Annotated in this window: 18 protein-coding genes and 1 riboswitch; of the genes, 9 read left to right on the top strand and 9 right to left on the bottom strand. The window is 44.4% G+C overall.

The window, feature by feature from the left end; genetic code table 11:
• Window positions 1–33: 33 nt before the first annotated feature.
• Both K8O68_RS04235 and K8O68_RS04230 read right to left on the bottom strand, forming a co-directional pair.
• A complete protein-coding gene (locus K8O68_RS04235) occupies window positions 34–807 on the bottom strand; it encodes a TspO/MBR family protein (RefSeq protein ID WP_230895695.1) in 774 nt (257 codons plus the stop codon).
• Between the two features lie 167 nt (window positions 808–974).
• Complete coding sequence (locus K8O68_RS04230) at window positions 975–2,894, bottom strand: ABC-F family ATP-binding cassette domain-containing protein (RefSeq protein ID WP_230895694.1); 1,920 nt, start codon at window positions 2,892–2,894, stop codon at window positions 975–977.
• Window positions 2,895–3,080: 186 nt separating this feature from the next.
• On the opposite strand from K8O68_RS04230, the gene K8O68_RS04225 reads away from it, so the two are divergent.
• Window positions 3,081–4,772 carry a hypothetical protein gene (locus tag K8O68_RS04225; protein WP_230895693.1) on the top strand — a complete coding sequence of 564 codons (1,692 nt, stop codon included), beginning with the start codon at window positions 3,081–3,083 and terminating at the stop codon, window positions 4,770–4,772.
• 368 nt (window positions 4,773–5,140) lie between these two features.
• Here K8O68_RS04225 and cshA read toward each other — a convergent pair whose 3' ends face one another.
• Together cshA and K8O68_RS04215 are read right to left on the bottom strand one after the other, a co-directional pair.
• A complete protein-coding gene (cshA, locus tag K8O68_RS04220) occupies window positions 5,141–6,637 on the bottom strand; it encodes a degradosome RNA helicase CshA (protein WP_304618742.1) in 1,497 nt (498 codons plus the stop codon).
• Between the two features lie 406 nt (window positions 6,638–7,043).
• Window positions 7,044–10,322: a DEAD/DEAH box helicase gene (locus tag K8O68_RS04215; RefSeq protein WP_230895692.1), complete on the bottom strand. Its 3,279-nt coding sequence runs from the start codon at window positions 10,320–10,322 to the stop codon at window positions 7,044–7,046.
• 277 nt (window positions 10,323–10,599) lie between these two features.
• Between K8O68_RS04215 and K8O68_RS04210 the strand changes: the two genes are divergently transcribed.
• Window positions 10,600–11,850: a TraB/GumN family protein gene (locus K8O68_RS04210; protein ID WP_230895691.1), complete on the top strand. Its 1,251-nt coding sequence runs from the start codon at window positions 10,600–10,602 to the stop codon at window positions 11,848–11,850.
• Window positions 11,851–12,100: 250 nt separating this feature from the next.
• Here K8O68_RS04210 and K8O68_RS04205 read toward each other — a convergent pair whose 3' ends face one another.
• From K8O68_RS04205 to K8O68_RS04195, 3 genes are all read right to left on the bottom strand, one after another.
• Window positions 12,101–13,429 (bottom strand): diguanylate cyclase domain-containing protein, encoded by a 1,329-nt coding sequence (locus K8O68_RS04205; RefSeq protein WP_230895690.1) that lies wholly within the window; start codon window positions 13,427–13,429, stop codon window positions 12,101–12,103.
• 179 nt (window positions 13,430–13,608) lie between these two features.
• The gene (locus tag K8O68_RS04200) at window positions 13,609–14,214 is read right to left on the bottom strand and encodes a flavin reductase family protein (RefSeq protein ID WP_230895689.1); all 606 of its coding nucleotides are present in this window, start codon (window positions 14,212–14,214) and stop codon (window positions 13,609–13,611) included.
• 8 nt (window positions 14,215–14,222) lie between these two features.
• Window positions 14,223–14,837: an alpha/beta hydrolase gene (locus tag K8O68_RS04195; protein ID WP_230895688.1), complete on the bottom strand. Its 615-nt coding sequence runs from the start codon at window positions 14,835–14,837 to the stop codon at window positions 14,223–14,225.
• A 223-nt stretch (window positions 14,838–15,060) separates the two neighbouring features.
• Between K8O68_RS04195 and K8O68_RS04190 the strand changes: the two genes are divergently transcribed.
• Both K8O68_RS04190 and recQ read left to right on the top strand, forming a co-directional pair.
• Window positions 15,061–16,365 (top strand): acetamidase/formamidase family protein, encoded by a 1,305-nt coding sequence (locus K8O68_RS04190; RefSeq protein WP_230895687.1) that lies wholly within the window; start codon window positions 15,061–15,063, stop codon window positions 16,363–16,365.
• Between the two features lie 119 nt (window positions 16,366–16,484).
• The gene (gene recQ / locus K8O68_RS04185; RefSeq protein ID WP_230895686.1) at window positions 16,485–18,638 is read left to right on the top strand and encodes a DNA helicase RecQ; all 2,154 of its coding nucleotides are present in this window, start codon (window positions 16,485–16,487) and stop codon (window positions 18,636–18,638) included.
• Window positions 18,639–19,063: 425 nt separating this feature from the next.
• Here the strand turns inward: recQ and K8O68_RS04180 are convergent, their stop codons facing one another.
• Both K8O68_RS04180 and K8O68_RS04175 read right to left on the bottom strand, forming a co-directional pair.
• Window positions 19,064–20,374 (bottom strand): anaerobic C4-dicarboxylate transporter family protein, encoded by a 1,311-nt coding sequence (locus tag K8O68_RS04180; RefSeq protein ID WP_230895685.1) that lies wholly within the window; start codon window positions 20,372–20,374, stop codon window positions 19,064–19,066.
• A gap of 130 nt (window positions 20,375–20,504) precedes the next feature.
• Complete coding sequence (locus K8O68_RS04175) at window positions 20,505–21,602, bottom strand: nitric oxide synthase oxygenase (protein WP_370640485.1); 1,098 nt, start codon at window positions 21,600–21,602, stop codon at window positions 20,505–20,507.
• A gap of 85 nt (window positions 21,603–21,687) precedes the next feature.
• Window positions 21,688–21,788, top strand: a riboswitch (TPP riboswitch).
• Window positions 21,789–21,856: 68 nt separating this feature from the next.
• Here K8O68_RS04175 and thiM point away from each other — a divergent pair.
• The 5 genes from thiM (at window position 21,857) to K8O68_RS21380 (ending at window position 25,691) form a co-directional block, all read left to right on the top strand.
• Complete coding sequence (thiM, locus tag K8O68_RS04170) at window positions 21,857–22,654, top strand: hydroxyethylthiazole kinase (RefSeq protein WP_370640484.1); 798 nt, start codon at window positions 21,857–21,859, stop codon at window positions 22,652–22,654.
• Window positions 22,655–22,667: 13 nt separating this feature from the next.
• Window positions 22,668–23,498, top strand: coding sequence for a bifunctional hydroxymethylpyrimidine kinase/phosphomethylpyrimidine kinase (thiD, locus tag K8O68_RS04165; RefSeq protein ID WP_230895682.1), 831 nt, complete (start codon window positions 22,668–22,670; stop codon window positions 23,496–23,498).
• Window positions 23,495–24,151, top strand: coding sequence for a thiamine phosphate synthase (gene thiE / locus K8O68_RS04160; RefSeq protein WP_230895681.1), 657 nt, complete (start codon window positions 23,495–23,497; stop codon window positions 24,149–24,151). Before thiD ends, thiE begins: the two co-directional genes overlap by 4 nt.
• A gap of 110 nt (window positions 24,152–24,261) precedes the next feature.
• Window positions 24,262–25,560: a helix-turn-helix transcriptional regulator gene (locus K8O68_RS04155; protein ID WP_230895680.1), complete on the top strand. Its 1,299-nt coding sequence runs from the start codon at window positions 24,262–24,264 to the stop codon at window positions 25,558–25,560.
• Window positions 25,557–25,691, top strand: a complete 135-nt coding sequence (locus tag K8O68_RS21380) for a hypothetical protein (RefSeq protein ID WP_255717000.1) — start codon at window positions 25,557–25,559, stop codon at window positions 25,689–25,691. The genes K8O68_RS04155 and K8O68_RS21380 overlap by 4 nt, the downstream gene beginning before the upstream one ends.
• Window positions 25,692–25,846: the final 155 nt, after the last annotated feature.

Genomic DNA, 25,846 nt, shown 5'->3' with positions numbered 1-25,846 from the left:
TCTACTAATAGTTTTACCCAAAAAGTATCGCTTTCAATCACGAATTTTGTAAAAACCTCTAAATCTGTATGTCTGAATTATGGCAATCACTAATAATACGGCTGCTGCCGATAAGGCAAAAACAGCGATGCTTGGATATTCATTCCAACGCTCAACCGCTATACCTGTAAACGCCCACACAAATACTAAAGGAAAAACTGTTTCTCTTTGTGACCATATAAACCAGACAGCTAATGCCACCGCTACAATAAGAAGAGTATTCGTCCAGGTTTGCGGGGAAAACAGCAGGCCATCTTCAAAACCTAAAGCATTAAAAAAGATTCCTGTATTAACTATAGTAGCGACTGATACCCATCCAATATAAACGGAAAAGGGAAGCCTCATCCATACAGTAGTGCCTGAGACAGAAAAAACTCTCCGGTAAATGACTATTAGATTGATTAATAATGCCGCCATTACAAACATCGTAGTTATATAGAACTCGTAATGAAACAGAAACAGCCAGGAGCTGTTTAATATTCCGTTGACAAGAAAAGCATAGCCGACAGACTGATAAGCCTGTACATCTCCTTTTTTGATTGAAAAGAAGGGCCTGATTACCCAAATTGCCAGCAGAATATAAATAAAACTCCAAATACTGAACACATAACCGGCTGGTGTAAAGAGAACATTTACCCGTTCTGACAACTGGCCGGTCGTCAGATTGTTAAATGGCAAAATATTAGACAAAGCATTAATAATAACGACCCCAATCAAGGTCAAAAGGTTAATCCATTTGAATACTTTCAGTGTATGCTTGCTGCTCATAGGACATGTCTCCTTTATGTAAATTCTTACAGGAATTTTACCCTTTCCATGCCCCTTTCAACCTTCCGTCTCATTTTCCTCTTACGCAGAATATAAGAGAAAAGAAAAAACCCAGCAGAAAGGGAGCCTTTCGAACCACGTTTCTATATTAAGAGACAGTTACACGGTTACTTTTTACTTTTCTCCGCTTCTATTTCTTCTACTTTTACAGATAGTTCTTCCCATCGTTCCATCGCAAGCTCCAATTCCTCTTCTGCTGCCTTCTGTTCGTTAAACAAATCCCTTGCCTTATCAAAATCGCTGCCTGCATTTTCTATATCATGGCCGATCGTTTCAAGTTTTTCTTCCAGGCCAGCAATACGGTCTTCAATCGTCTGCCATTCCTGCTGTTCTTTATAAGAGAGTTTTTTAGGCTTTGGCTGCGGCTGCTTCCCATCAGCACTTGATATTTTATCGCTCTCCCCGGCATGCTTCGGCTGCTGAACAGCTTTTTCTTTCTCAGTCTCAAGCCAGCTGCTGTAAGTGCCAATATAACGGTCAATGCTGCAATTTCCTTTAAAAACAAGCAGTTTATCAACAACACGGTCGAGAAAATAACGGTCGTGGGAGACAGTTATAACCACACCAGGGAACTGGTCCAGATAGTCTTCGAGGACAGAGAGTGTCTGTGTATCCAAATCATTTGTAGGCTCATCAAGGAATAAGACATTCGGTTCCTCCATTAATACTTTAAGCAAATAGAGCCGTCTCCGTTCTCCGCCTGACAGCCTGCGGATATGAGTAAACTGCATCGCTCTGGAAAATAAGAACCTTTCAAGCATCTGTTCGGCTGTAATAACCTGTCCGTCTGCTGTATGAACCACTTCAGCGGTCTGTTTGATATAATCGATCATTCTAAGACTGTCATCCATTTTTTCGTGGTCCTGTGTGTAATAGCCGATTTTCACCGTCTCACCTGTATGGATCTCCCCTTCATCAGGTTCAATGCGCCCGGCCATCATGTTAAGGAGCGTCGTTTTCCCGATGCCGTTAGGTCCAATAATTCCGAGACGTTCCCCGGGAACCACCAGATAATCTAACCGGTCAATTAATTTCTGGTTCCCAAAAGACTTGGATACGTGTTCAAGTTCTATCACTTTTTTACCCAGACGCGCGGAGCCGATAGAAAAGTCCACTTCTCCTTCCTTAGCATCAGGTTTGTCATCCTGTATAGCTTCAACCCGCTGTTTTCTCGCTTTTTGCTTAGTTGTTCTGGCCTTTGCGCCCCGTTTTAACCAGGCCAGTTCCCTGCGGAGCAGATTCTGCCTTTTAGATTCCTGCTGTTCCTCTTCTATCTCTCTTTTTGCTTTATTTTCTAAAAATAATTCGTAATTTCCATCGTACTGGTATAACTTGCCGCGATCCAATTCGAAAATTCTCTTTGTGACGCGGTTAAGGAAATACCTGTCATGGGTGATAAGCATGATCGCTCCGGGATATTGGGCAAGGAACCCCTCCAGCCATTCAATAGTCAGATTGTCTAAATGGTTGGTAGGCTCATCAAGGAGAAGCAAATCTACAGGCTGAATGAGCGCTTTTGCAATAGCGACTCTCTTTCTCTGCCCGCCTGATAAATGTGCCACTTTTTTTGAGAACTCGCTGATTCCGAGTTTAGTAAGGACTGTTTTTGCCAGGGTGTTAGCTTCCCAGGCTCCCAGTTCATCTATTTTTTGCTGTAGCACGGTCAGTTTTTTCTGAGCCTTTTCGTCAGCAGGATTTTTCTCAAGTGCCAACAGACCTTCTTCATAATCTCTCATGACTTTCATAACCGGAGCATCGCCGTAATAGACTTGTTCCAGCACGGTAAGCTCATCATCAAGTTCAGGTTCCTGAGGCAGATATTCCATTGAGAAATCATTCGCGTGAATGAGCTCTCCTGATTCTTTCCCTTCTATACCTGCCAGCACTTTCAACAATGTTGACTTGCCCGTTCCGTTCACGCCTATAAGACCGATTCTTTCTTTTTTTTCAAGTGAAAATGATATATGGTCAAATAATGTTTTTTCCCCATATGTTTTGTATAATCCTTCTGCTCTGAACATACTCATCGATTAATCATCCTTCGCTAAATTACTCTTCTACCCATTGTATATGAAAAAAACCTGCAGCGACAGGTTCAGGCTGCTTGAAGCTATGGTAAAATAGATATAATCCCAATGAAACATTTCGTCCCGATCGGCCGTATATCGTATAGTACGTTAATTATTGTTACATATTTAATGAGGTGAAAAAAGATGATACAAATGATTATTCTGAGTCTGCTGCTCTCATTGCTGTTCCTCCCCCTTCAGCCTGTATGGTGGAAAATGGCTTATTTCCGGAAATGGTTTCCTTTGCGATTGGCAGCCGGCTTTATTTATGGGCTTATATTATTTTACGGCGGTTTACTGGATCAAAGCGCAACTGCTATAATCACTGCCTATATTCCTGTTATAGGACTTGGACTGATTGTAGATAATACTCTCGTGTTTATGTTTGTAAAAACCTTCCGGAAGCAGCAAGCCTCCACAGGTGCCGCCATCGGTCTTGTCATTCTGGTAGGTTTCAGTGTTTTCTGGGTGCTTCAGCCTTTATTCCTTGCAGAAGCCAAGTTTTCAATGGCAGATGGTGAAGAGGTAACGGTGGATGAAATGGAGCCAATTAATGAAGAACACATTCCGGTTGTTTCAAGAAGATATGCAGAATACCGTTCTGATGTCTTAATGGGCCAGCTGGATAATCCTGCTTTTTATAATTTAGGGTCTACGAGGATCCAGCGGGTAAATGAGTCGCTTTACTGGATTACACCTATCGAATATGACGGTTTCTTCCGGTGGTACCGGAGCAGCCATGCACCCGGGTATATTATGGTCAGTGCAGAGAATCCCAGGGAAGAGCCGGAATTGGTTTTAACAGAAATGACTTACGTCCCGTCTGGCTTTTTCCATGAAAATCTTGAAAGGCACGTACGCAGCCAGCATCCGGATGTCGTGATGCTCGATACGACCTTTGAAATCGATGGTGAAGGAAATCCATATTACATTGTCAGTTACGGGCATTATACAGAGTTTCGCCGTGTTGCCGATGTAGACGGCGTCATCATCGTCGATCCAGCTTCCGGAGAAACAGAAATGTTCGAAAAAAACGACGTGCCAGAGTGGGTTAACAGAATTTACCCTCCTCATATAGCCGAAGAACGGAACGACTGGTTTGGGATATATAAGCAAGGAATGGTTAACCGGTTCTTTGGAAGGGAAGGGTTAACCCAGCCTACGAGATGGGGCGATGTGGATTCTGTCACAGGCGTGGTAAATGAAGACCTTCAACTGAGCTGGTTTACAGATCATATGAGGCTGCAAAGTGAAGGCCAGGAAGCTTCCCGTTCGATGGTCGGCTTCACCATGTTTGACACCAGGACAGGTGATTTAAGGTATTTCCGGGACGCAAGCGGCTCTCTAAACGGGAGAACGGCAATGGATTTAGCCGAAAGAACCTTCCGCCGGGATGACTATATTGCCGGAACACCTTCTTTATACAACATATACGGTCAGTACTCCTGGGTTGTCCCTCTCATGGACCGGAATAATGTTCATAGACAGACGATGCTCGTAAACGCCAGGGATGAAAACATTTACGGGTATGGCGAGACGAAACGGGAAGCATTCGGCGCCTACCAGCTTGAACTCGCTTCAAGAGCAGACGAAGATGTCGTGCCGGGCGAGTATACGGAAATGGTTGAGCTGACTGCTGAAGTCGAACGTGTTTATAAATGGGACCGTGAGGACAACGTGACCGTCAGAATTTTACTTGAAGGTGAAGACCGCATCTTCACTGTAAATGCCTCCTCCTATCCGCGCGCCGTGTTTATTGAACCGGGTGATGAAATTTCGATCTCGTTCATAGATTCAGGTGAAGCGGTGCAGGCTATTGAAGAACTGGATTATTAACGGTTGGTAGACAATATTTAAGAAAAATCCGCTGGCAGGTGTGTCAGCGGATTTTTTTAGTGTTGAGAATGGCTGTGATGAGGGGCGTGGATAATCGTCGGCCTTCTTTTTTCACCTTTCAATCAGCTTATCTCGTCGTTCGGGCATTTGCACGCCTCTCTTTTTACCTTTCTCACCACTCAACACCTCGTTCGGGCATTTGCACGCCTCTCTTTTTACCTTTCTCACCACTCAACACCTCGTTCGGGCATTTGTCCGCCTCTCTTTTTACCTTTCACCCCCCCCCGTACGCTCGGGCATTTGTCCGTCTTTCTCCTCCTTCTCCCATCAAAAAATCCCCTGCCTTTCACCGGCAGGGGATCATTCATTTATTTTTTCTTTTTAAAGGCAAGGGATTTCACTTTGGCGTCAGGCTTTCCGCCGCCTCCGCCACGGCCGCGGCGGTCACGGTCCGATCTCTTTCTTGCTGATGAATTGCGGTTATAGGACTTCTGCCCTTTGGGGCCACCTTGACCGCCCTGTCCGCCGCTGTTACGGCGTTTACTCCTGACAGGTGATTCACCAGTCAGGCTTACAGGGGTCTGGTCCGGCTCTTTTGTCATTGTTTTTAAAGCGGCAGCCACCAGTGTCTCCGGATCATGTTCTGCAAGCATAGCCCGCGCTGCTCCCATCAGGTGTTCAAAGTCACCTTTACGCAGGGATTCCTGCAAATGGTTTACAGAACGGTCTTGCCGTCCGGCCAGTGCCTCTTCATAAGTCGGCATTGACTGCTGCTTCATTTTTTTCTTCGTATTTTTCTCAATGACTTTCAAATGATCGCGCTCTTTAGGAGTTACAAAGCTAAAAGCTATTCCACTCTTCCCTGCACGGCCTGTCCGGCCGATACGGTGAACATAGCTCTCTGAATCCTGAGGCAGATCAAAGTTATATACGTGAGACACATTGTTAACGTCCAACCCTCTGGCAGCTACATCTGTAGCAACAAGGATATCAATCGCTCCACGTTTAAACTTCCGGATGACCGCATCACGGCGTTCCTGTTTCATATCCCCATGAAGCCCCTCAGCGGCAAACCCGCGGATACCTAATGATTCAGCTACTTCATCAACTCTCCGCTTTGTACGTCCGAATACGATCGCAAGCTCCGGCGGATCGATGTCAAGCATGTGGCATAAAGCGTCAAACTTTTGTTTTTCGTGAACAACTACGTACCGCTGCTCGATATTTTCAACTGTCATTTCTTTTGACTTAATCGCCACAGTAACCGGATCAGTCATAAAGGTAGTGACCACGTTTTTAAGTCGCTTAGGCATAGTTGCCGAGAACAGCATCGTACGGCGGTCTTCAGGAACCTCTTTCAGAATGGTCTCGATATCTTCAATGAAACCCATGCTGAGCATTTCATCAGCTTCATCTAGTACGACCGTATTCATATATTCCGGACGTATTGTTTTACGGCGCATATGGTCCATAAACCGGCCAGGTGTTCCAACAATAATCTGTGGGCGCTTTTTCAGCCCGCGGATTTGTTTAGAAATTTCCTGCCCGCCGTAAATCGCAAGCGAAGTGATTCCTTTTCCTTGTCCAAGTTTATTCAGTTCTTCACTGACCTGGATCGCTAATTCGCGTGTCGGAGCCAGCACAAGGCCCTGCGGGTGGCGCTGGTCAGGCATGACAGATTCAAGAAGAGGTATGCCGAAAGCTACCGTCTTACCGGTCCCTGTCTGGGCCTGCCCGATTACATCCCGGCCATTTTTGGCTACAGGAATAACCTCAGACTGAATAGGTGTCGCTTCCGTAAACCCCATCTTTTCAATTGATTTTAAAATGGGTTCTTCAATGTTCAAATCTTTAAATAGTGCCAAGTTTATTAATCTCCTTTTTGTTCATACTTTATCGTTATGGCAAATGCCATAATCCGCTTAGTTAAAAATCATCTGGGTAACTTACCTTTACAGGGAGCACCGTCTGACTGGATGCTCTTATGATTTATGCCGTCTTTTGAAAAATAATCAGTTATTATTATACTAACCACTTTATTTCAATAAGAAACATCGTCAACCGGAGCTTCAATATAAAACTGCTCAGGAGGCCCCTTCACTTTTCTTATCTGACAACAAAAAACCAGCTCATTCGTTTAAACGGAACAAGCTGGTCTAGTTATCCACGTTTTTAGCTTTTTACGAAAAGAATGAATCTCTTTATTTTAAATATAATTTATAATCAACTTTTCCACTTTATCATACTTTACGCAAATTAACCAATGTTTTATTACTTTCCTGCCGAATCCGCGTATTTCAAGTCGAGCAAATCTTCAATGTCTTCTTTGCCGAGAGATGAAATCATCGTCTCCCCCGGCTGGATGACCCGGTCCAGTAAATCACGCTTTTTCTCCTGTAATTTATGAATTTTCTCTTCGATTGTTCCAGTAGTGATCATCTTAGTAACCTGGACGACCCGTTTTTGTCCAAACCGGTAAACTCTGTCCGCTGCCTGTTCTTCAACCGCAGGATTCCACCAGGAATCAAACAGAATAACTGTATCTCCTCCTGTTAAATTCAGTCCTGTCCCGCCGGCTTTTAAGGACACAAGAAAAAGGTTTTTCTCACCTTCATTGAACCGGTCAGCGAGGGTGACCCGTTCTTTGCCGGGTGTCGCTCCGTCTAAATAAAAATAGTCCCACCCTGCTTCAGCAAGTCTTTCTTTCATGATTGACAGCATCTGGGTAAACTGGCTGAAAAGAACAATCCTTTTACCCGAATCACGTGCTTCTTCCAAATACTCCATAAGCCGTTCCAGTTTCCCGGAGCCCCCTTTATAATCATCAAGAAACATTCCCGGGTGGCAGCAGATCTGGCGGAGTCTCGTTAAGCCGGCCAGGATCTTCATTCGGTTTTCCTGAAGTGTATCTGACTGGATCGCCTCACTGGCTTCAGACTGAAGCATTTGCAATTGTCCCAGATAGACCGCTTTCTGGTTTCCGGTTAAATGGGTATACTCCACCGATTCAATTTTGTCAGGCAGTTCAGCCAGCACGTCCTGCTTCATCCGCCTTAAAACGAATGGTTTTACTCTTTTGGCAATGCGGTTTTCATCCATATCTTTATAAACCTGTCTGTTTTTAAAAAGTCCCGGCTGGACGATGGAAAATATAGAATGGAGTTCATCCAGGGAATTTTCTATCGGAGTGCCGCTTAAGGCGAAGCTTTTTACTGAATGAATCATACGGACGGCCTTCGCCGTAAGCGTCCCTTGATTTTTAACATATTGCGCTTCATCAAGCACCATTGTTGAAAATGTTCTGGTTTTATAGTGGTCAACATCGCGCCTGATTAATGGATAGGAGGTGATCCAGACATCACAGTCTTCTGCTGAGTTCAGAATCTCCTCCCGTTCTGCAGAGGGGCCTGAAATAACGGCAGAAGTTAAGTTTGGCGCAAACCGCTCAATTTCTTTCTGCCAGTTATAAACCACACTTGACGGGCAAATAATTAATGCGGGCTCTTCGGCCGTACCATTTGTTTTAGCAGCATGCAAATAGGCAATTGTCTGCAGCGTTTTTCCTAAGCCCATATCATCCGCCAGTATACCTCCGAAGCCATAATAAGAAAGAGACATCAGCCACTGGAAACCCCGTTTCTGGTAATCGCGCAGCGTGTTTTCCAGATGGGAGGGGATCGGAAAATCCAGTTCTTCCGGGTCTGTCAGTCTTTCAACCAGTTTCTTAAATGCCCGGTCTTTCTTCAGCTGAACCTCACTCATCTCTTCCAGCTGAAAAGCACGGTACAAAGGATGACGGGAACGGGATGACGCTTCTTTAGCTGACACGTCCAGGTTTTCCAACAGTTGTTTCATACCTTTAAATTCATCGTTTTCCAAGTGTAAATAGGCCCCGGATGAGAGCCGGTAATATTTTTTATTAGCGAGAAGACTTTGAATAACTGAATTCAATTCTTCCTCCGGTATGCCGTCCACTTCAAAAGCGACCTCCAGAAGGTTCAGCTTTTCGTCCGTTTCCACTTTTACGGCAGGACGTTCTGCCGGCTGATGGACGATATTTCTTAATTCAGGTGTAGCGTAAACGTGAAACAGTTCAGAAAGGCGAGGAACGTCTTCCGCCGCAAAATCCAGAATCTGTTCCATCTCATCAAGAAACAGTTCGTTACCATTGAATTTAAAAGGGATGTCTTCAATAAATGACAATAAATAATATTCTTTTTCCATATCCCTTACAATCAATTGGTCTCCTTCACTCGTGCCAGGCTGAAAAGGAGACATTTTTACCTCTCCGTACTGGAAAGTAACTTCTGCAGTCACTCGCCCTTCCTTATAATCTAAATAAAGCATTGGAACAAGCGGGGACATCTGGATATTTTTACGAATAGAGTGACTGAGAGAAACCTCACCGAGTTCATTCAGACGCGGCAGCACGACAGAGGCAAACGTTTCAAGCTGGCTCTGATCCAGCAGCAGCTCAGCCGGTTCTTCCAGCACCATTTGAAAAAAGATCGCATCAAAGGCTTCCAACTGCGGGCCTTTTAAAAGGTAAAAGGTGCCCTGCATGTAAAGCAGCCCGTACTTCTTACCGAAGTAATGGGCAAAGTCAGCCCCTGTCCATGTCATTCTGTAAATTCCTGAGCGTTCCCCGTCTTCTTCCACCTCAAACTGAAGCACAGGCGCTGCTTCAGTCAGTTCAATAGCGTTTCTGGAAGAAAAGCCATCTTCGACAATGACCGTTCGGTACTGCAGGAGAGACAGAAATTCAACTGCATATGACGGCGGGATAGTAAATGAGCGCTGAGGGGCTGCAACACGTCGCCGGTAAGAAAAAGACAGGCTGTCAGAAGCGCCATGTTTCATTTCAATTATCCTGGACATGAGCCGGAAAATTTCAATGTCCTCTTTTTTAAAGTAATAATCAGACGGATGGTAAGTGAACAGCTTTGAAAATTTTATCGCTTCATCCTCTTCCACAGCTCTCAGTAATTCCGGAATATCTTTTACAATGTAAAGCCTCCTCGGTCCTACTTTTAGTTCAATGTCAATAGAACCGGAAAAACGCTCACTGAACGTGGACTGAAGACTCATCACATATTCCACTTCCAGCGGCTCTCGCTCGTGATAGGTTTCCTGCTGTTTCACGTACAATTGTTCAAAAGAATCAATAAACCGGTTTGTTTTATTAATTTCTGTTTCAGGCAAAGTTTCCTTAACAGGGGAGACAGGTGAATTTTCAGCAGGCGTCCCATTCCCCTCGTCCTTTGTTGAATTTCTTATACTGAATAAGAGAGCAACAAGATGCTTGCACGGCCCCGGATAAGCCTCATAAGCCGGGCAGGAACACGTGAAGCCGGTAATTTCATATTCACTATCATAGTTCACCCCGGCCTCATAATCTGACTGTCCTTTAACTAAGGCCTGGTAGGTTCCCGCCCCATTTCTCAAATTGGAGACAGCATTTTTTAAGTAATAATTTTCACCTTTATAGAAAGCATTGTCATATTGGCATTCGCGGTATATATCTTTATAAGTTAACTTTTTCAGGTTCAAACTTTTCACCTGCTTTTTAATTTAATTATCTTTTCATGCGCAAAAACACTATCCCTTCATTTTAACAAACTTTTGTGTTTAAATCGAAATGAGAAAGAATCATTTAGAAAAAATTGGATTTTTCAAAGCTATGACGGAAGACTTGTATGTTTCTTCTGTTTTAACTCTTTAATATTTATAAAAGTTTACCCGATACGCCCAAATTAAAAATATGGAACTTTCCGGTTATTTCTTCGTAACAGTTTATAGACACGTTAATCATATTGGAGGAAATATAATGACTATTAGAAAACTGACCTTGCTGGCAGGCTTTTCATTACTTTTTACAGCTTGCACTGATGAAACAAGCACAGACGAAACACCTTTTGAAGACGAAGCGTTGAAAGACGCAGTCGCTGAGGAAGCGGGCGGCAATGGCTTATCAGAGAATGACCTGTCTGATATTCAGTCGCTGGATGCAAGCGGTGCTGGAATAACCAGCCTTGAAGGCATCGAATCTCTCCCGAATTTACGAGACTTTAACCTTTCTGACAATGACATTAATGACTTTTCTCCCCTCCTCTCGTTGGAAAATCTTGAAAACCTTCATGCCGGAGATATTTTCATTACGGTCGAATCTGAAGGTTCAAAGTTAGAGGTTCTTGAGGAGTTAGAGGAAAGCGGAGTAGAAATTGAAGGAAGGACCCGGCTGGCGTTTGAGGATACTTATGACGGCCCGTCCAAAGGAGTCTTTTACCGTGTGGAGGAAAACGGCCAGACCGTTTATTTATTTGGTTCCGTTCATGTAGGAGATGAAGAGATGTATCCACTCCATGACGACATTGAAGATGCGTTCCAGGAAGCTGATTATCTAGCTGTCGAAATTGATATCGCAGATGTAAATGAAATGGAAGCCTCCCAGGTAATGATGGAACACGGGACGTATACAGATGGCACTTCGCTCTCAGATGTGGTAGACGATGAGATTTATGAAGAAGCCGCCGACCGCCTTGCCGCCTACGGCCTGAATGAAGCGATGATTAATCAGTTTAAACCGTGGTTTGTTTCCATGATGCTGTCTGATCTCGCTTTGGAAGAGACGGATTACAGAAGTGAAGAAGGCATTGATATGCATTTTATCGAGCGTGCCCATGAAAGCGGCTTGCCGGTAATCAGTCTTGAATCAATAGAAAGCCAGATTGAATCGCTCAGTTCAGCTCCAGAAGAAGAGCAAATTGAAAGTTTAGAAGAAATGGTTAAACAGTTCGATATCTATGAAGAAGAATTAGACACAATGATTAATGTCTGGAAAGCTGGAAACACAGATATATTCGCTCAGCTCAGGGAACTGGACGGTGATTCCGACCAGCTCGCGATGGATGAACGCGACGAGGATATGACTGTCCAAATTGAAGAATTTCTTTCAGACGACAGCGGCGACACTTATTTTGTAGTCGTAGGGGCCCTCCATCTTGCCGGTGAAAACAGTATTCCAGACCTCTTAACTGAACGGGGATATTCTGTGGAAGCCCCGGAAGACTTTCAATAATTGAGGAACAGCCTGCTTCCAAGAGGCTGAAAAGAATAGTAATCATAAAGAAAGCCGAACAAAGTTATCGAATTTTGTTCGGCTTTTCGCTTTTGTACTTAATAAAAAATTAACTCTGCTAAATTGTAATAGCAGTCATTTCAGTCCGCCAGGCGGACGCTTGCCCAGGGGCTTGTCTTTAGTTTTGTTCCAGACTCGTTTTTTTAGATTTCCCCCGCAAAAGAAGCTCCCTTTTCGAACAGCTTTCCGATTACTTCTTATACACTTTCACACAGCTGCGTCCTTCTTCTTTTGCTGAGTAGAGTGCCCAGTCCGCTTCCCTTACAAGTTCTTCCGGCTTGCCGGCTGAATCAGGCATGACTGCTGAGACACCAAGGCTCACCGTAATAAAACTGGATACAGTCGATCGGGCATGGGGCAGTTTTAAATCCAAAACTGTTTTGTGGACGATATCCGCCACTCTCAAAGCCTCTTTTTCAGAGTATCCCGGAAGAATGATAGAAAACTCTTCACCGCCGTAGCGTGCCAGAGTCAGAGTTTCATACTCCAGCCTTTTATTAATTGCTGAGGTAATGACTTTCAGGCAGTCATCCCCTGCCTGGTGCCCGTAGTAATCGTTATATTTTTTAAAGTTGTCCAAATCAAACATGACGAGAGACAGCGGCAGGCCGGCTTCTTCGCACTCTGTCCAGGCCGTTTGAAGCTGTTCATCGAAATAACGACGGTTAGGAAGCCCTGTCAGCCCATCGGATTCCGACAGCTTTTTTAGAAGCTGATTGGCCTTGGTCAACTTACACTCTGTATTTTTTTTATGAGTAATATCTATGATAGAAAAAACTACTTGTGCCGGTTCGCCTTTATGATCGAACAGAGGAGCAGCATTTACAGAAAGAATTTTCCTCTGATTATTAGTTGTCTCTATAGTAAGAATATAATCGCGCACCCGTTTTTTTGATTCCATGACCAGGGTGAATGGCAAATCTTCACTCTTAATCGCATGTCCGTCAATCGTTTTTATTTTCCACAGCGCACTGTCAAATTGACGCTTAGTAATATCACTTTCATTAAGAGTTAATATTTCTTCCGCCATTTCATTTGCAAAAATAATTCTGCCCTGAAGATCAGCAATCGTGACACCTGAAGGAACGGTCTGGAGAATCTGGGTCAGCCTTTCTTCGCTTTCCATCAGACGTTTCTCGTAAAACTTCTGTTCTGAAATATTTTGGAACTGGGAAATAAAATAGTGAGTTTCTCCTTTATCGTTGTGAACAGCCGAGACGTTTAACTGAACCCAGATTACTGCCCCGTTTTTACAAATATATTTTTTCTCCAGACGGGCCGAATTTTTCTTTCCTGACACGAGCTGATGAAGCGTTCTGATACTCTCACTGAGATCGTCAGGATGTGTCAGCTCCTGAAAGGTTTTATGTGTCAATTCATCTTCTGAATAGCCGAGCATGTTACAAAGCTCAGAATTAGCTTCCGTAAACTGCCCTTCTGTTGATACGAGTGCCATCCCGATGGATGAAAAATGGAAAGCTTTTTCAAATAACCGGCAGCTGTCTATATCTGATCTCATAAAAAACCATTCCCCCTGCTCCCGACGTAGGTATTTATCATTAATTATATATACCTATTCCCTATTTTCAATTATTTAAAGAGTTATTAATTGATAATTATTAATTTCTCAAAATATAAGAAAGAAGCAAAAACCCGTCAGATTTTCGTCTGACGGGTTTTATGACGGATGTAAGCTGGTTACTCCGGGCGGTCCAGTTCAAAAATTTTACCCAGCGGCGCATATTGTTTGCCGCCTAGCCTGGCAATTGGTTTAAGTTTTTTCGTATTAACGGTTCCGTCTTCGTACAGCTGATCATCCACATAGTAACTGACAATCCGGCCGATAATAAAGTCTGTGGCGGACTCCCCTTCTTCGAATACAAGATGCTTTTCTAACGTGCACTCTAATCGTACCCTGCTTTCCTTAATTGAAGGCACTCCCACTTTACTGCTTACGATCGGTTTAAGCCCCACCTTCTCAACCTCACTCTGGTCTGAAGGCAGGTTCATTGACGTGTCATTCACTTGTTTAACATTATCTTCGTCTGTAATATGAACGACAAACTCACCCACTTGCAAAATGTTTCTGGAAGTATCCTTCTGCTGGCCGTTCTTTCTTCCAATTGAGACGGATAAGAGGGGCGGCTGCGCTGAAATAACGTTAAAATAACTGAATGGGGCGGCGTTTAACACTCCTTTTTCAGACATGGAAGAGATAAAGGCGACCGGTCTCGGGGTAACAGAAGACGTCAGAAACCGGTAATTTTCTTTTTTTGATAAGTCTTTAGGATCGATAATGGCCATGTGAATGATCACTCTCCTCTTATGTGTTTACGATACCACTCTTTCGCATTGTCAATTTCCGTTCTCGTCAGCTGATGTCCTTGCTTCTCCCAGAATAACTCCACTCTCGCGCCCGCTTCTTCTAGATGTTTCTTTAATTCTTCTGTTTCTCCAGGCGGACAGATCGGGTCGTTCGAACCTGCACCGATGTACACCGGAAAACCTTCCATTGGCGGAAGATCTATTCCCCTTCTCGGAACCATCGGATGCAGAAGAACAGCCCCCTTTAATGGCTCATTATAATGGTACAGCAGGCTGGCTGCAATGTTGGCTCCATTGGAATACCCTACAGCAGTGACCTCGTTACGGTCGAACCCGTGCTCCATGGCTGCCTCGTTTATAAAGTTATAAAGTTCTTGTGTTCTGTAGACTAAATCTTCTTCATCGAATACCCCTTCACGGATACGCCGGAAGAACCGGTTCATACCGTTTTCATCCACATTCCCGCGAACACTTAATACAGAAGCTCCCGGGTCGACCATATCTGCAACAGGCAGGAGATCATTTTCATCTCCTCCGGTCCCGTGAAGCAATAATAATGTCTGATTATTTCCTTCTTTTCCTTTATGAAAAATATGTTTCACCGTTCCACACTCCTTCATAATTTAAATTCCTTTTAGAAGTTTAAGTGATTCTTTAAGTTTATTCTTGTTCTTTCAAAAAGTAAGTGACTATATTATAGGTGATTTAAAGCTGAGTTTCAAAATATGTGATTTTAAAAATCTTCAAAAATCATTCGCTTTCCTTTAATTATGCGACTATTGTATAGTTTAATTGTAAGGGCTTTCAAATAAAGGAGGGACAGAAATGAAAGGTAAAGAATCAATACTCGTTAACCAGTTTGTCAATGGCATTCTTGACCCGAAAGAAGACATGTTAGGCCCAGTGCAGGATGGAGGCCATATCATTGCGAATACGGCGCCTGGGTGCTGGGGACCAATGATTACTCCTTGCCTCCGTGGAGGACATGAAGTAACAAAACCTGTTTTCGTAGAAGGGGCTGAACCTGGCGATGCGATCGCTGTAAGAATCAAATCTATCAGAGTAACCTCAATTGCCACAGCCTCTGGTAATGATGCCCCTGTTGAAGGACGATTCCTGGGAGATCCCTTTGTAGCAGTTACATGCCCTGAATGCAGCACAATGTATCCTGAAACGGTGATTAAGGGTACCGGACAGGAGGCCATTCGATGTGCGGAATGCGGCGCAGATGTCACACCTTTTAGATTTACACACGCTTATACAATGACATTTGATGATTCTAAAGAAATTGGTATGACACTTAATAAGGCAGGGGCAGAAAAAATTGCAGGAAATGGTCATAAGTATATGGCGACTCCTGAACATTCTGTACAAAACCCCATAGTTACATTTGCTCCACACGATATGCCCGGAACACTGGCCCGGCTGCGGCCGTTTCTTGGCCAGCTCGGCACCACCCCGTCAAGGCCATTCCCTGACTCACATAACGCCGGAGATTTTGGGTCATTCCTGGTAGATGCCCCTCACGAATACGCGCTCACTGAAGAACAGCTTGAAGACCGAACAGACGGACATATGGACATTAATAGAGCCCGGGAAGGCGCGGTGGTCATTTGTCCTGTCAAAGTACCTGGAGGAGGCGTCTACCTTGGCGATATGCATGCCATGCAGGGCGATGGCGAAATAGCCGGCCATACCACTGATGTGTCAGGCATAGTCACGCTTCAAGTAAATGTCATTAAAGGCCTTAACATTGAAGGGCCTCTTATACTCCCGGTTCATGAAGATTTGCCTTATCTGGCTAAACCTTTTACAAAAGAAGAAAGAGAAAAAGCTGAACGACTGGCTAAAGACTGGCATATGGAACAGCAGCTGGAAAAATCATTACCCCTGTCTTTTGTAGGGACAGGCCCTACACTGAATGAGGCAGTAACAAACGGCATGGAAAGAGCGGCCAAACTCCTTGAGGTCTCTGTCCCCGAAGTCATGAATCGGTCTACGATTACAGGTGCGATCGAAATTGGCAGGAATCCCGGCGTAGTTACCGTAACCTTTTTGGTTCCTGTGGAAGAGTTGGAGAAAATCAAACTTGACCGAATTGCCATTGAACAATATGGAGAAGTGGAATAATATTTTAAACTTGAAGGGCTTCCCTTCAAGTTTTATTTATATCATCTGTTCAATCCTCCAGCCTTTTCCTGTACACTAAGTAAAGGCTGGATTTATAGTACGTTTTTGGAGGAAAAATTATGCTGCAAGAGGCTAAACAACGACTGAAAGAACATTACGGATATGATGAATTCCGTGACGGTCAGAAAGAAATACTTGAAAAGGTGTTTCATAATAAAAATACGATGGGAGTCATGCCTACCGGAGGAGGAAAGTCGATCTGCTATCAGATCCCTTCTCTTCTTTTTACAGGAGTCACGCTGGTCATCTCCCCTTTGATCTCTTTGATGAAAGACCAGGTGGATGAACTGCAGGAAGCAGGCATCGAAGCCACATTTATAAACAGTTCCCTCAGTTACGATGAAGTACGTGAAAGGATACAGGGAATCAGGCAGGGTGTTTACCGTCTCGTTTATGTTGCTCCGGAAAGGCTGGAATCTGCAGGTTTTTTAAATATGCTTCAGTCTCTCCCTGTGTCTCTGCTTGCAGTGGATGAAGCTCACTGTTTATCCCAGTGGGGCCACGATTTCAGACCCAGCTACATGAGAATACCTGATCTTGTCTCCCAACTGAATGGAAATCCTGTTGTCCTTGCCCTGACAGCAACCGCCACTCCTGAAGTCACTAGAGACATCAGCAGTGCCCTGGCTATCAATTCGGAGAACGTGGTACAGACAGGGTTTGCAAGGGAAAACTTGTCTTTTCACGTCATAAAAGGGATGGACCGCGACATTTATATAAAAGATTATATAAAGCAAAACGGCACCCATTCAGGCATTATATACGCTGCGACCAGAAAAGAGGTTGAAAGGATCCATGACCAGCTTAGCAGGCTTGGCGTCTCGGTTGGCAAATACCACGGAGGACTGACAGCAGATCAGCGCAGAGACATGCAGGAATCATTTGTTTACGATGATACTCAGGTGATGGTCGCAACGAACGCATTCGGTATGGGGATTAACAAATCCAATGTGCGATTTGTTATTCACGCCCAGATGCCCCGCAATATTGAAAGCTACTATCAGGAAGCAGGCCGTGCCGGGCGGGACGGGGAGCCGAGTGAGTGTATTCTTCTCTTTACTCCGCAGGATATCCGTATTCAGCAATTCCTTATCGAACAGTCCAATATGGATGAGGAACGAAAAGAACAGGAGCACGCCAAGCTCCAGGCAATGGTGAATTACTGTCATACGGAAAAATGCCTGCAAGCCTATATTCTGCACTATTTCGGGGACGAAGACACTACGGCTTGCGGACGCTGCTCTGAATGTGCAGATGACAGGGAATCGGTCGACGTGACAAGGGAAGCTCAAATGGTTTTCTCATGTATAAAAAGAATGAACGAACGGTTTGGAAAAACGATGGTCGCGCAGGTATTAGTCGGCTCAACTAACAAAAAAGTAAAAGATTTCTCCTTTCATAAACTGTCAACCTACGGACTTATGAAAGACCGGACACAAAAAGAAGTCAGCCAGTTTATTGATTACCTTGCGGCCGCCCAGTATTTAAAAATGAGCGGAGGCACCTATCCTGTTTTGCAGCTGACTGAAAATGTGCTGCCGGTCCTGAAAGGAGAAGTAAAAGTTCAGAAAAAGCAAGCACGCAAACCACGTGTGATTTCAAAACAGCACCCGCTGTTTGAAACACTTCGGGAGCTTAGATTATATTTGGCAAAACAGCATGAAGTCGCTCCGTATATGGTTTTTTCAGATCAGACTTTAAATGATATCTGCGCAAAGCTCCCTGAGTCTGAAGACGAACTGCTTGAAGTAAAAGGAGTAGGCCAGGCAAAAGTTGAAACTTACGGAGAACCGTTCCTGAGAGCCGTCCTGGAATATCTGGACGAGCATCCCGAAGAAAAAAAGAGTTTTAAAAGAGCAGCTGCTCCGGTTTCTGGGACGGTTCCCGACGGCATCGGCGTACCAAAAGATAAAACACCCAGCTACTTAAAGACGCTCGAACTTTTCGAATCAGGACGCACAGTGGAAGAAATTGCAGACCTGCGCGGTATAGGCGAACCCACTGTCAAAAACCATCTGCTGCAAGCTGCCGATGAAGGCAAAGATGTTAATTTTAACAGCCTGGTAGACCGCGAACATTTATCCATGGTAGAAGAGGCCGTTGATAGGGTTGGCTTAGAAGACGGCTTAAAACCAATCAAAGAAGCACTTCCCGAAGAAGTAGACTACTTTACAATTAAAGTATTTGTGCAGGATTATTTATTAAGGAAGTAAGAAGGTTCGGGATGGATAGGGAGTAAGTGTCGGGCAGGTCCGTTACACCCACCTCATTTCTAACACTTTTTTCTTCTTTTTACTTCTCTATCCTCCGGTTTTCTTCCTGATACATAGGTAGGTGCTCCTGCGCCGCTTTCGCTTGCTCGTCGCAGGTAAAGAGTGCTACACCGGTTGTACCTACCTCACTTTCTGCGTTTTTTCTTCTTTTTACTCCCTCATCCTCTTGTTTTCTTCCTGATACACCTGTTGGTGTTACTCTGGTAGCACCTACCTCACTTCGCTCTCGCTTGCTCGTCGCAGGTAAAGAGTGCTACACCCGTTGCACCTACCTCACTCCCTGTGCTTTTTCTTCTTTTTCCCCTTGCTTTTTCCACAAAAAATCCCCCCATGCTTTTGCATGAGGGGACAATAAAGTCTATTTTTTATAAGAACATGACGAACAGGAAGCCTAATGTAACGGCGACTACACTGGTGACAAGTCCCGGGAGCATGAAGCTGTGATTAAGGACGTATTTCCCGATTTTTGTCGTGCCTGTCCGGTCGAAATTGATTGCTGCGATGATTGGCCCGTAGTTAGGGATAAAGAAGTACCCGTTGACTGCAGGAAACATGGCAATCAGGAAAAGCGGGTTGATGCCAAGACTCAATCCTAATGGCATAAGGGCTCTGACTGTTGCAGCCTGGCTGTTTAATAAGATTGACATTATAAACAGGGCTAAGGCAAAAATCCATGGAGCTGCGGATACCATGCCTTGGACTGCCGGTTCGATCGTATCCATGTTGGCCTGGAAGAACGTATCCCCCATCCACGCGATCCCGAAAATAGCCACAACAGCGACAATACCTGCACGGAAAACTGTTCCGCCTGCTACTTTTTGCACGTCTGCTTTACAAATAAGAATGATTAATGCTGCGACTGTAAGCATGATAATCTGGATAGCGAAAGGCATTGACAGCTGTTCGATTTCGCCTTCAACGTTCCAGGCAGGCCGCATTTCCGGAAAACTTCCTAACAGAACGATTAATACTGCCCCGAACATAAACAGGGCTACCGACACTTTTGAAAGACCGGTGATCACCATGTTTTCACGCTCAGTTTTAATCGGCGCCAGTCCTTCTTCTAAGCGATGGTTATATTCAGGATCTTCATCGAGCTCCGCACCGCGTTTTCTAATAGTAAAAGCTGCTACCATAATACCAATAAATGTAGCCGGGATCGTTACTCCAAGAATTTGAAGGAGGGTGATATCGTAGGGTGCCAGTAAAGCGAGCAATGCGACGGTAGCTGCTGATATCGGGCTCGCTGTGATCGCCTGCTGGGAGGCAATAACGGCAATGGACATCGGCCGTTCAGGCCGGACTTTTGACTCCTGGGCTACCTCAGATATAACCGGCAATAACGTATACGCGACATGGCCTGTACCTGCGAAGAAAGTGAAAAAGTACGTTACGACAGGGGCCATAAAGGTGATCCTGTCAGGGTTTCGCCGTAAAGCTTTTTCAGCGAGAGTCACTAAATAATTCATCCCTCCTGCCGCCTGCAGGGCTCCCGCTGCCGTAATAACGGCTACGATCATGAGCATGACATCAATCGGCGGAGCCGTGGGCTGCAGCCCAAAACCGAATGTCAGTATGGCGAGACCTACGCCCCCCATAACCCCGAGGCCGATCCCCCCGATTCTTGCACCTATAAAAATAGCAATAATAACAACTAAAAACTGTAACCAGAACAACTGACTCACCTTTTCTCTTTAAGTTTGATTTCTAAGATGTTTCGATCATACAACTGTCAGCAGTAAAAATGTTGCAAATGCTCATATATTCACAAAGTTTTCAGAGATTTTGCAATATCTCCCTGACGTGTCAGATCAGCTTTCCTTCACTATCATAGATTTTTTTCTGATAGTGAAAATTAGGTGATACAAATTCATCATTATATTCATTATGAAAAATATGTGTAGCCGCGGGGGATACAGGCGGGATCAGCCAGCTCCACTTTCCTGTAAGCGGCCTTCCGGCTTCCGCTTCACGTCTCTCAAACGTTTTAAACTGGTCAGCAGCTGTGTGATGGTCAACAATACTGACCCCATTTTTTTGAAAAGAGTAAAGCACAGCGCGATTTAACTCAACGAGGGCCCGATCCTTCCATAAAGAAGAAGCTTTAGACGTATCCAGGCCAATTTTCTCGGCGACAGCCGGAAGCTTATGATAGCGGCTTTCATCTGCAAAATTTCTCGCACCGATTTCCGTTCCCATATACCAGCCGTTAAAAGGCACAGCAGGATACTCCAAACCGCCGATTTCAACGAGCATGTCTGAAATGGCAGGGACTGCATACCATTCCAATCCTAATTCGTCTATTGCCGGAATGTCAGGATGGGTGATCGGTACTCTGAGAATGTCTTTTTCATTCAGTTCACGCCATGTGACTGTACCGTCTTCCAGTTTAATGACGAGTGGAAGGACATCGAAAGGCGTCCCCTCTCCCTGCCAGCCCAGAGAATGGCACAGCTTTGTAAAAGGCACAGACGCTGGATCTCCTGTCACTGTTTCTTCTTTTTCATACCCCGCATATCTGATGAGCTGATGATTTAACAGTGTAACAGGGGCGGCCCCATTTTTTCTAGGCGCAAAGAAGGTCATAGCAGGTCTTATTTTTCCATTATTAGTGGCAAAGCGGAGATGACTCTCTAATGCTTCGAATACATCTTCTTCATGGCGTAAATCTCGTGCATCTATGACTGTGAGCGTTTCCCAGAATAAACGGCCGATACATTTATTCGCATTCCGCCATGCCATCTTTGCCCCGTGTTCCAGCTCGGTAAATGTATGTGTGTAATGGTTTGTCTCCCATATTTCTGTTTTAATTTCTTTCAGCCTGTTCTCTATGTCTTCTTCTTTATTTAATTCTTTATAACAGATCGAAATAAATGCTTTTGCCTTTTGAAATAACTGATTCACGCGGCTCCCACCTTCATGATTAATTGGAATCTTTTGTCCATCCATTCCTCATATGATAGTATATAATTAACATAAAATAAAATGTTTTAACCACTGGGGGTGCCGTCTGGCTGAGACAGGCTATGTCCTGATCCCTTTGAACCTGATCTGGGTGATACCAGCGTAGGAAAGTGGAACAAAGCTGGCAACGGAAATATTCTGGCGCTGTTCCATTTTGGACAGCGTCTTTTTGTTTTTAAAAATGAGAAAGGTGGATGATTATGTTACCAGTACACCATTTACGGGAGAAAATCCGGGAGACTTCCCCGCTTATTCATAACATCACCAATATGGTAGTGACAAACTTTACAGCAAACGGCCTGTACGCGATTGGGGCAAGCCCGGTCATGGCTTACGCGGAAGAAGAAGTTGAAGATATGGCACGGGCGGCCCAGGCGCTTGTATTGAATATCGGGACACTGACTCAGACGGAAGTCGATGCCATGCTTCTCGCCGGAAAGGCTGCTAATAAAGCCGGAACCCCGGTCATTCTCGATCCAGTCGGCGCCGGAGCCACCCCTTTCCGGACGAGAACAGCAAAGCAGCTGCTGAGCGAACTGGATATTTCAATTGTCCGGGGAAATGCGGGTGAAATAGCTAATCTTTCTGAGAACAAGGTAGAAATGAGAGGAGTCGATTCCACTGCAAACCTGGAGAATAAAGCTGAGACAGCGAAAAATACAGCTGAAACGTGGAATTGCGTAGTGGCGTTAACTGGGGAAACAGACATCGTTACTGACGGAACACAAACGTACACTTTGACTAACGGTCATCCCCTCCAGTCAAAAGTGACTGGTGCAGGGTGCCTGCTGAGTGCTGTAACAGGGGCTTTTGCTGCTGTTCATGACTCTACCCTGGAAGCTGCTGCTGCGGCCGTAAGCTTTTACGGGATTGCAGCCGAAGTGGCTGCTTTAAAAGAGGAAAATATGGGACCGGGCCACTTCCAGATTCACTTCCTTGATGCGCTTCACCAAGTAACATCTGAACAAATTGAGAGACTTTCAAACAATTAGAGGAGGAACTGCTATGCTGCCAAAAGCTCTTACAATCGCTGGATCTGATAGTGGCGGAGGCGCCGGTATCCAGGCTGACCTTAAAACTTTTCAGGAGCTGGACACTTTCGGCATGAGCGTCATCACTGCGGTAACCGCCCAGAATACCGAAGGCGTCCAGGGCGTTTATCCTGTAGAAAGCGAAGGAATAGACCAGCAGATTACTTCTGTTATGGACGATATCGGCACAGACGCTGTAAAGACCGGTATGCTGTTTGATAAAGAAATCATCGGGATCGTTGCTGAAAAAGCCCGTTATTATAAGTGGCCTAACCTGGTGGTTGACCCGGTGATGGTATCCACTTCAGGATCCAAACTATTAAAAAATGAAGCTATTGATGCGTTAATTAATGAGCTGATACCGCAGGCGGCGATTATAACCCCCAACATTCCTGAAGCAAAGGAATTAACAGGGCTGCCGATCCAAACTGTTGACGAGAAAAAAAACGCCGTTAAAGAAATGTATAAGATGGGCGCTTCAGCCGTCCTTCTTAAAGGCGGACATGAAAAAAATAAAGGTAAAGTGGTTGATCTGTTTTATGACGGCCGCACCTTCCATTATCTCTCTGTGTCCGAAATTGACACCCCTCATACTCATGGGACAGGCTGTACGTATGCGGCAGCTATTACTGCCAACTTAGCTAAAGGGCTCCCTCTTTCTGAGGCAGTCAGGAAAGCTAAAATGTTTATTCATGCTGCTATTATGCACGGGTTTTCAATCGGTAAAGGCCCCGGCCCAACGAATCATGCCGCCCTGCGGCTTTACCCGGATGCGGGAGTTGAAATGGAGGTGGAAACGGAATGATCAGAAGAGATCCTGTCACCTTGAAAAAAGCGTTAAAAGTCTATTTTATATGCGGAACGCCAAACGTCAGCAGACCACTGACAGAAATTTTAAAAGAAGCCATCCATGGCGGAGCCACGATTTTTCAATTTCGCGAAAAAGGGGTAAAAGCCTTAACAGGGGAAAAGAAAAAAGAGCAGGCTGCCAAGCTGCAGGCCATCTGCCTTGAAAATGGCATTCCTTTTATTATTAATGATGATGTCGAACTTGCCGTCGAACTAAATGCTGACGGCGTTCACGTAGGTCAGGATGACACGAGTGCCCGGGAAGTAAGAGCTAAGATTGGTCCTGATAAAATTTTGGGAGTATCTGCCCATTCACTTACTGAAGCTGTTCAGGCAGAAAAAGATGGGGCTGATTATATAGGCGTCGGCCCTGTTTTTGTCACCTCCTCAAAGGATGACGCTGAAGAGGTCTGCGGCCCCGAAAGAATATCAGAATTTCGGGAAGAGGGCCTGAATCTTCCCATTGTGGCTATTGGCGGCATTACATTTGAAAACACGCCAGCTGTCATTCGTGCAGGGGCAGATGGCGTTTCTGTTATATCTGCGATCGCCTCCTCCGCTTCACCTGCTGATGCGGCAAATAAACTTTACCGCAAAGCGTCCAGCTGAGAGAAGGCTTGTTTTCATTTCCGGAGGTGGGCTAAAATAAAAATACTGGAATACGTTTATAACCAAACTATTCCAGTATTCTTGGAAATTAAAAAATGGAGGGAAAAACTTTGCATATCGGCAAAAGAATTAAATTTCTCCGCAATCAGAAGGGACTTTCCCAAACCAGTATCTTTAAAAATATTATTTCAGCTTCCCATTACAGTAATATCGAAAGCGCCCGTTATGAAGCGTCCAGTGATATCCTTTGCCAGATCGCCAGCCGGCTTGAAGTCCCTGACGATTATTTAACTCTGTACAGCCTCCCTTCTCCGTCTTTAGCAAGAAAAATCCAGGAATACGAAAAAGCTGTAAAACAGTCTTTAACCGACGGTGACATCGTACTGGAAAAATATAGAGAAGACTTATCATATATTCCTTCCCTGACACAGGAATTTGACTTTCTTTTAATACACTCCGGCCATCTGCTTCGCAAAGGCGATCTCTCTGCCGCTGAAGAGAAGTATAAACAAATTTCTTATTACCTGGAAGCTTCCTCAATTGAAAGCCATCCAAAACCAATCCGGTTCAAATTCTATTATGTTTCAGGAATGCGTCATTTTTTAAAGAGAAACTATCCTGAATGCTATGAAAACTACTCGCTAGCCTTAAACAATGTGACAGAAGAAGAGGATGAAGCGCGCGTCAGGCAGAATACAGCTCTGCTTCTTTTCCAGACCTATGATTATCATCGCTCGTTAATCCACGTCAAGAAGGCAAGAAACCTGTTTATGAACTTGCATAAGTGGCTGGATACCGTTAAAGCAGATACGCTCATGGGAATTCTGTATACGGAAAATAAAGAATATGACTCGGCAAAAAAAGTATTATCAAAAGGACTTGAGTTAGCCAGAGACCGCAATTATACAGAAGAGCAGGCTAATATCCTTCATAACCTTGGCATGTTAAAACAAGAGCAGGGAAAATATGAGGAAAGCATTGCTTGTTTCAAAGAAAGCCTGGAGATAAAAGAGCGCCATTTCTCCAGTAATGACTCTTACCACGTAAACAGTCTGTTTAAATCTTACTACTGCATCTTAGCTGGTTATTTCTCATCTAAAAGGTTAGATGAACTGGACAAGCTGTTAAAAGATGCAGACAGCTATTGCCATACCGAGTTGCACAGATACAGAATACAGGTTATGGAAGCAAAGCTGGCTTTCGAATTAAAAGATTTCGAGACTTATGAAAACAAAATGAAACAATCGATAGATTATTTTTTCAAAAACAGGCTATGGGAATATATAGAGGAAATAGCTGAACAATTCAGCAGCTACCTCTCAGATAAAAGGCATTACAAGAAAGCCGGTGAGTATTTGAAAATTGAATTAGAAGCTGTGAAAAAACTGTATAAGGAGCGGTCTCGGTGATAAAAAAAACACGTAAAACCGTTGTCACTGTCCTTATGCTCATGCTTATATTCACTTTTTCACCAAGGGAGGACACAGCATCACAAGATTATGATGATCCCCGTCCTTCATCATTAAGTATTGGCGAGTAGCCGTTTTCATGTAAAAAAAGACCGGCCTTGAGGAAAACTCAAGGCCGGTCTTTTCGGTTGAAAGGTGTAAGGGTGAGGTATTTCTCAGGGGGGGATTTTTGTCAAAATTTGTTATACGGTAGAGTTCGCCATTTATAACGTAGAGTACAACATCT

The organism is Salipaludibacillus sp. CUR1 (assembly GCF_021028955.1).
GTDB lineage: Bacteria > Bacillota > Bacilli > Bacillales > Salisediminibacteriaceae > Salipaludibacillus.
Note: the sequence above shows the minus strand (reverse complement) of the source record. Positions and strands in the feature narration are given on the sequence as shown.

Coding starts and splice junctions, on each gene's coding strand:
- K8O68_RS04200 (WP_230895689.1), bottom strand. CDS start 14,214: ATGGCCATTATCGATCCTAAAGACTTATCAAAAAAAGAAAATTACCGG.
- recQ (WP_230895686.1), top strand. CDS start 16,485: ATGCTGCAAGAGGCTAAACAACGACTGAAAGAACATTACGGATATGAT.
- thiD (WP_230895682.1), top strand. CDS start 22,668: ATGCTGCCAAAAGCTCTTACAATCGCTGGATCTGATAGTGGCGGAGGC.
- K8O68_RS04190 (WP_230895687.1), top strand. CDS start 15,061: ATGAAAGGTAAAGAATCAATACTCGTTAACCAGTTTGTCAATGGCATT.
- thiM (WP_370640484.1), top strand. CDS start 21,857: ATGATTATGTTACCAGTACACCATTTACGGGAGAAAATCCGGGAGACT.
- K8O68_RS04230 (WP_230895694.1), bottom strand. CDS start 2,894: ATGAGTATGTTCAGAGCAGAAGGATTATACAAAACATATGGGGAAAAA.
- thiE (WP_230895681.1), top strand. CDS start 23,495: ATGATCAGAAGAGATCCTGTCACCTTGAAAAAAGCGTTAAAAGTCTAT.
- K8O68_RS04210 (WP_230895691.1), top strand. CDS start 10,600: ATGACTATTAGAAAACTGACCTTGCTGGCAGGCTTTTCATTACTTTTT.
- K8O68_RS04225 (WP_230895693.1), top strand. CDS start 3,081: ATGATACAAATGATTATTCTGAGTCTGCTGCTCTCATTGCTGTTCCTC.
- K8O68_RS04205 (WP_230895690.1), bottom strand. CDS start 13,429: ATGAGATCAGATATAGACAGCTGCCGGTTATTTGAAAAAGCTTTCCAT.
- K8O68_RS04235 (WP_230895695.1), bottom strand. CDS start 807: ATGAGCAGCAAGCATACACTGAAAGTATTCAAATGGATTAACCTTTTG.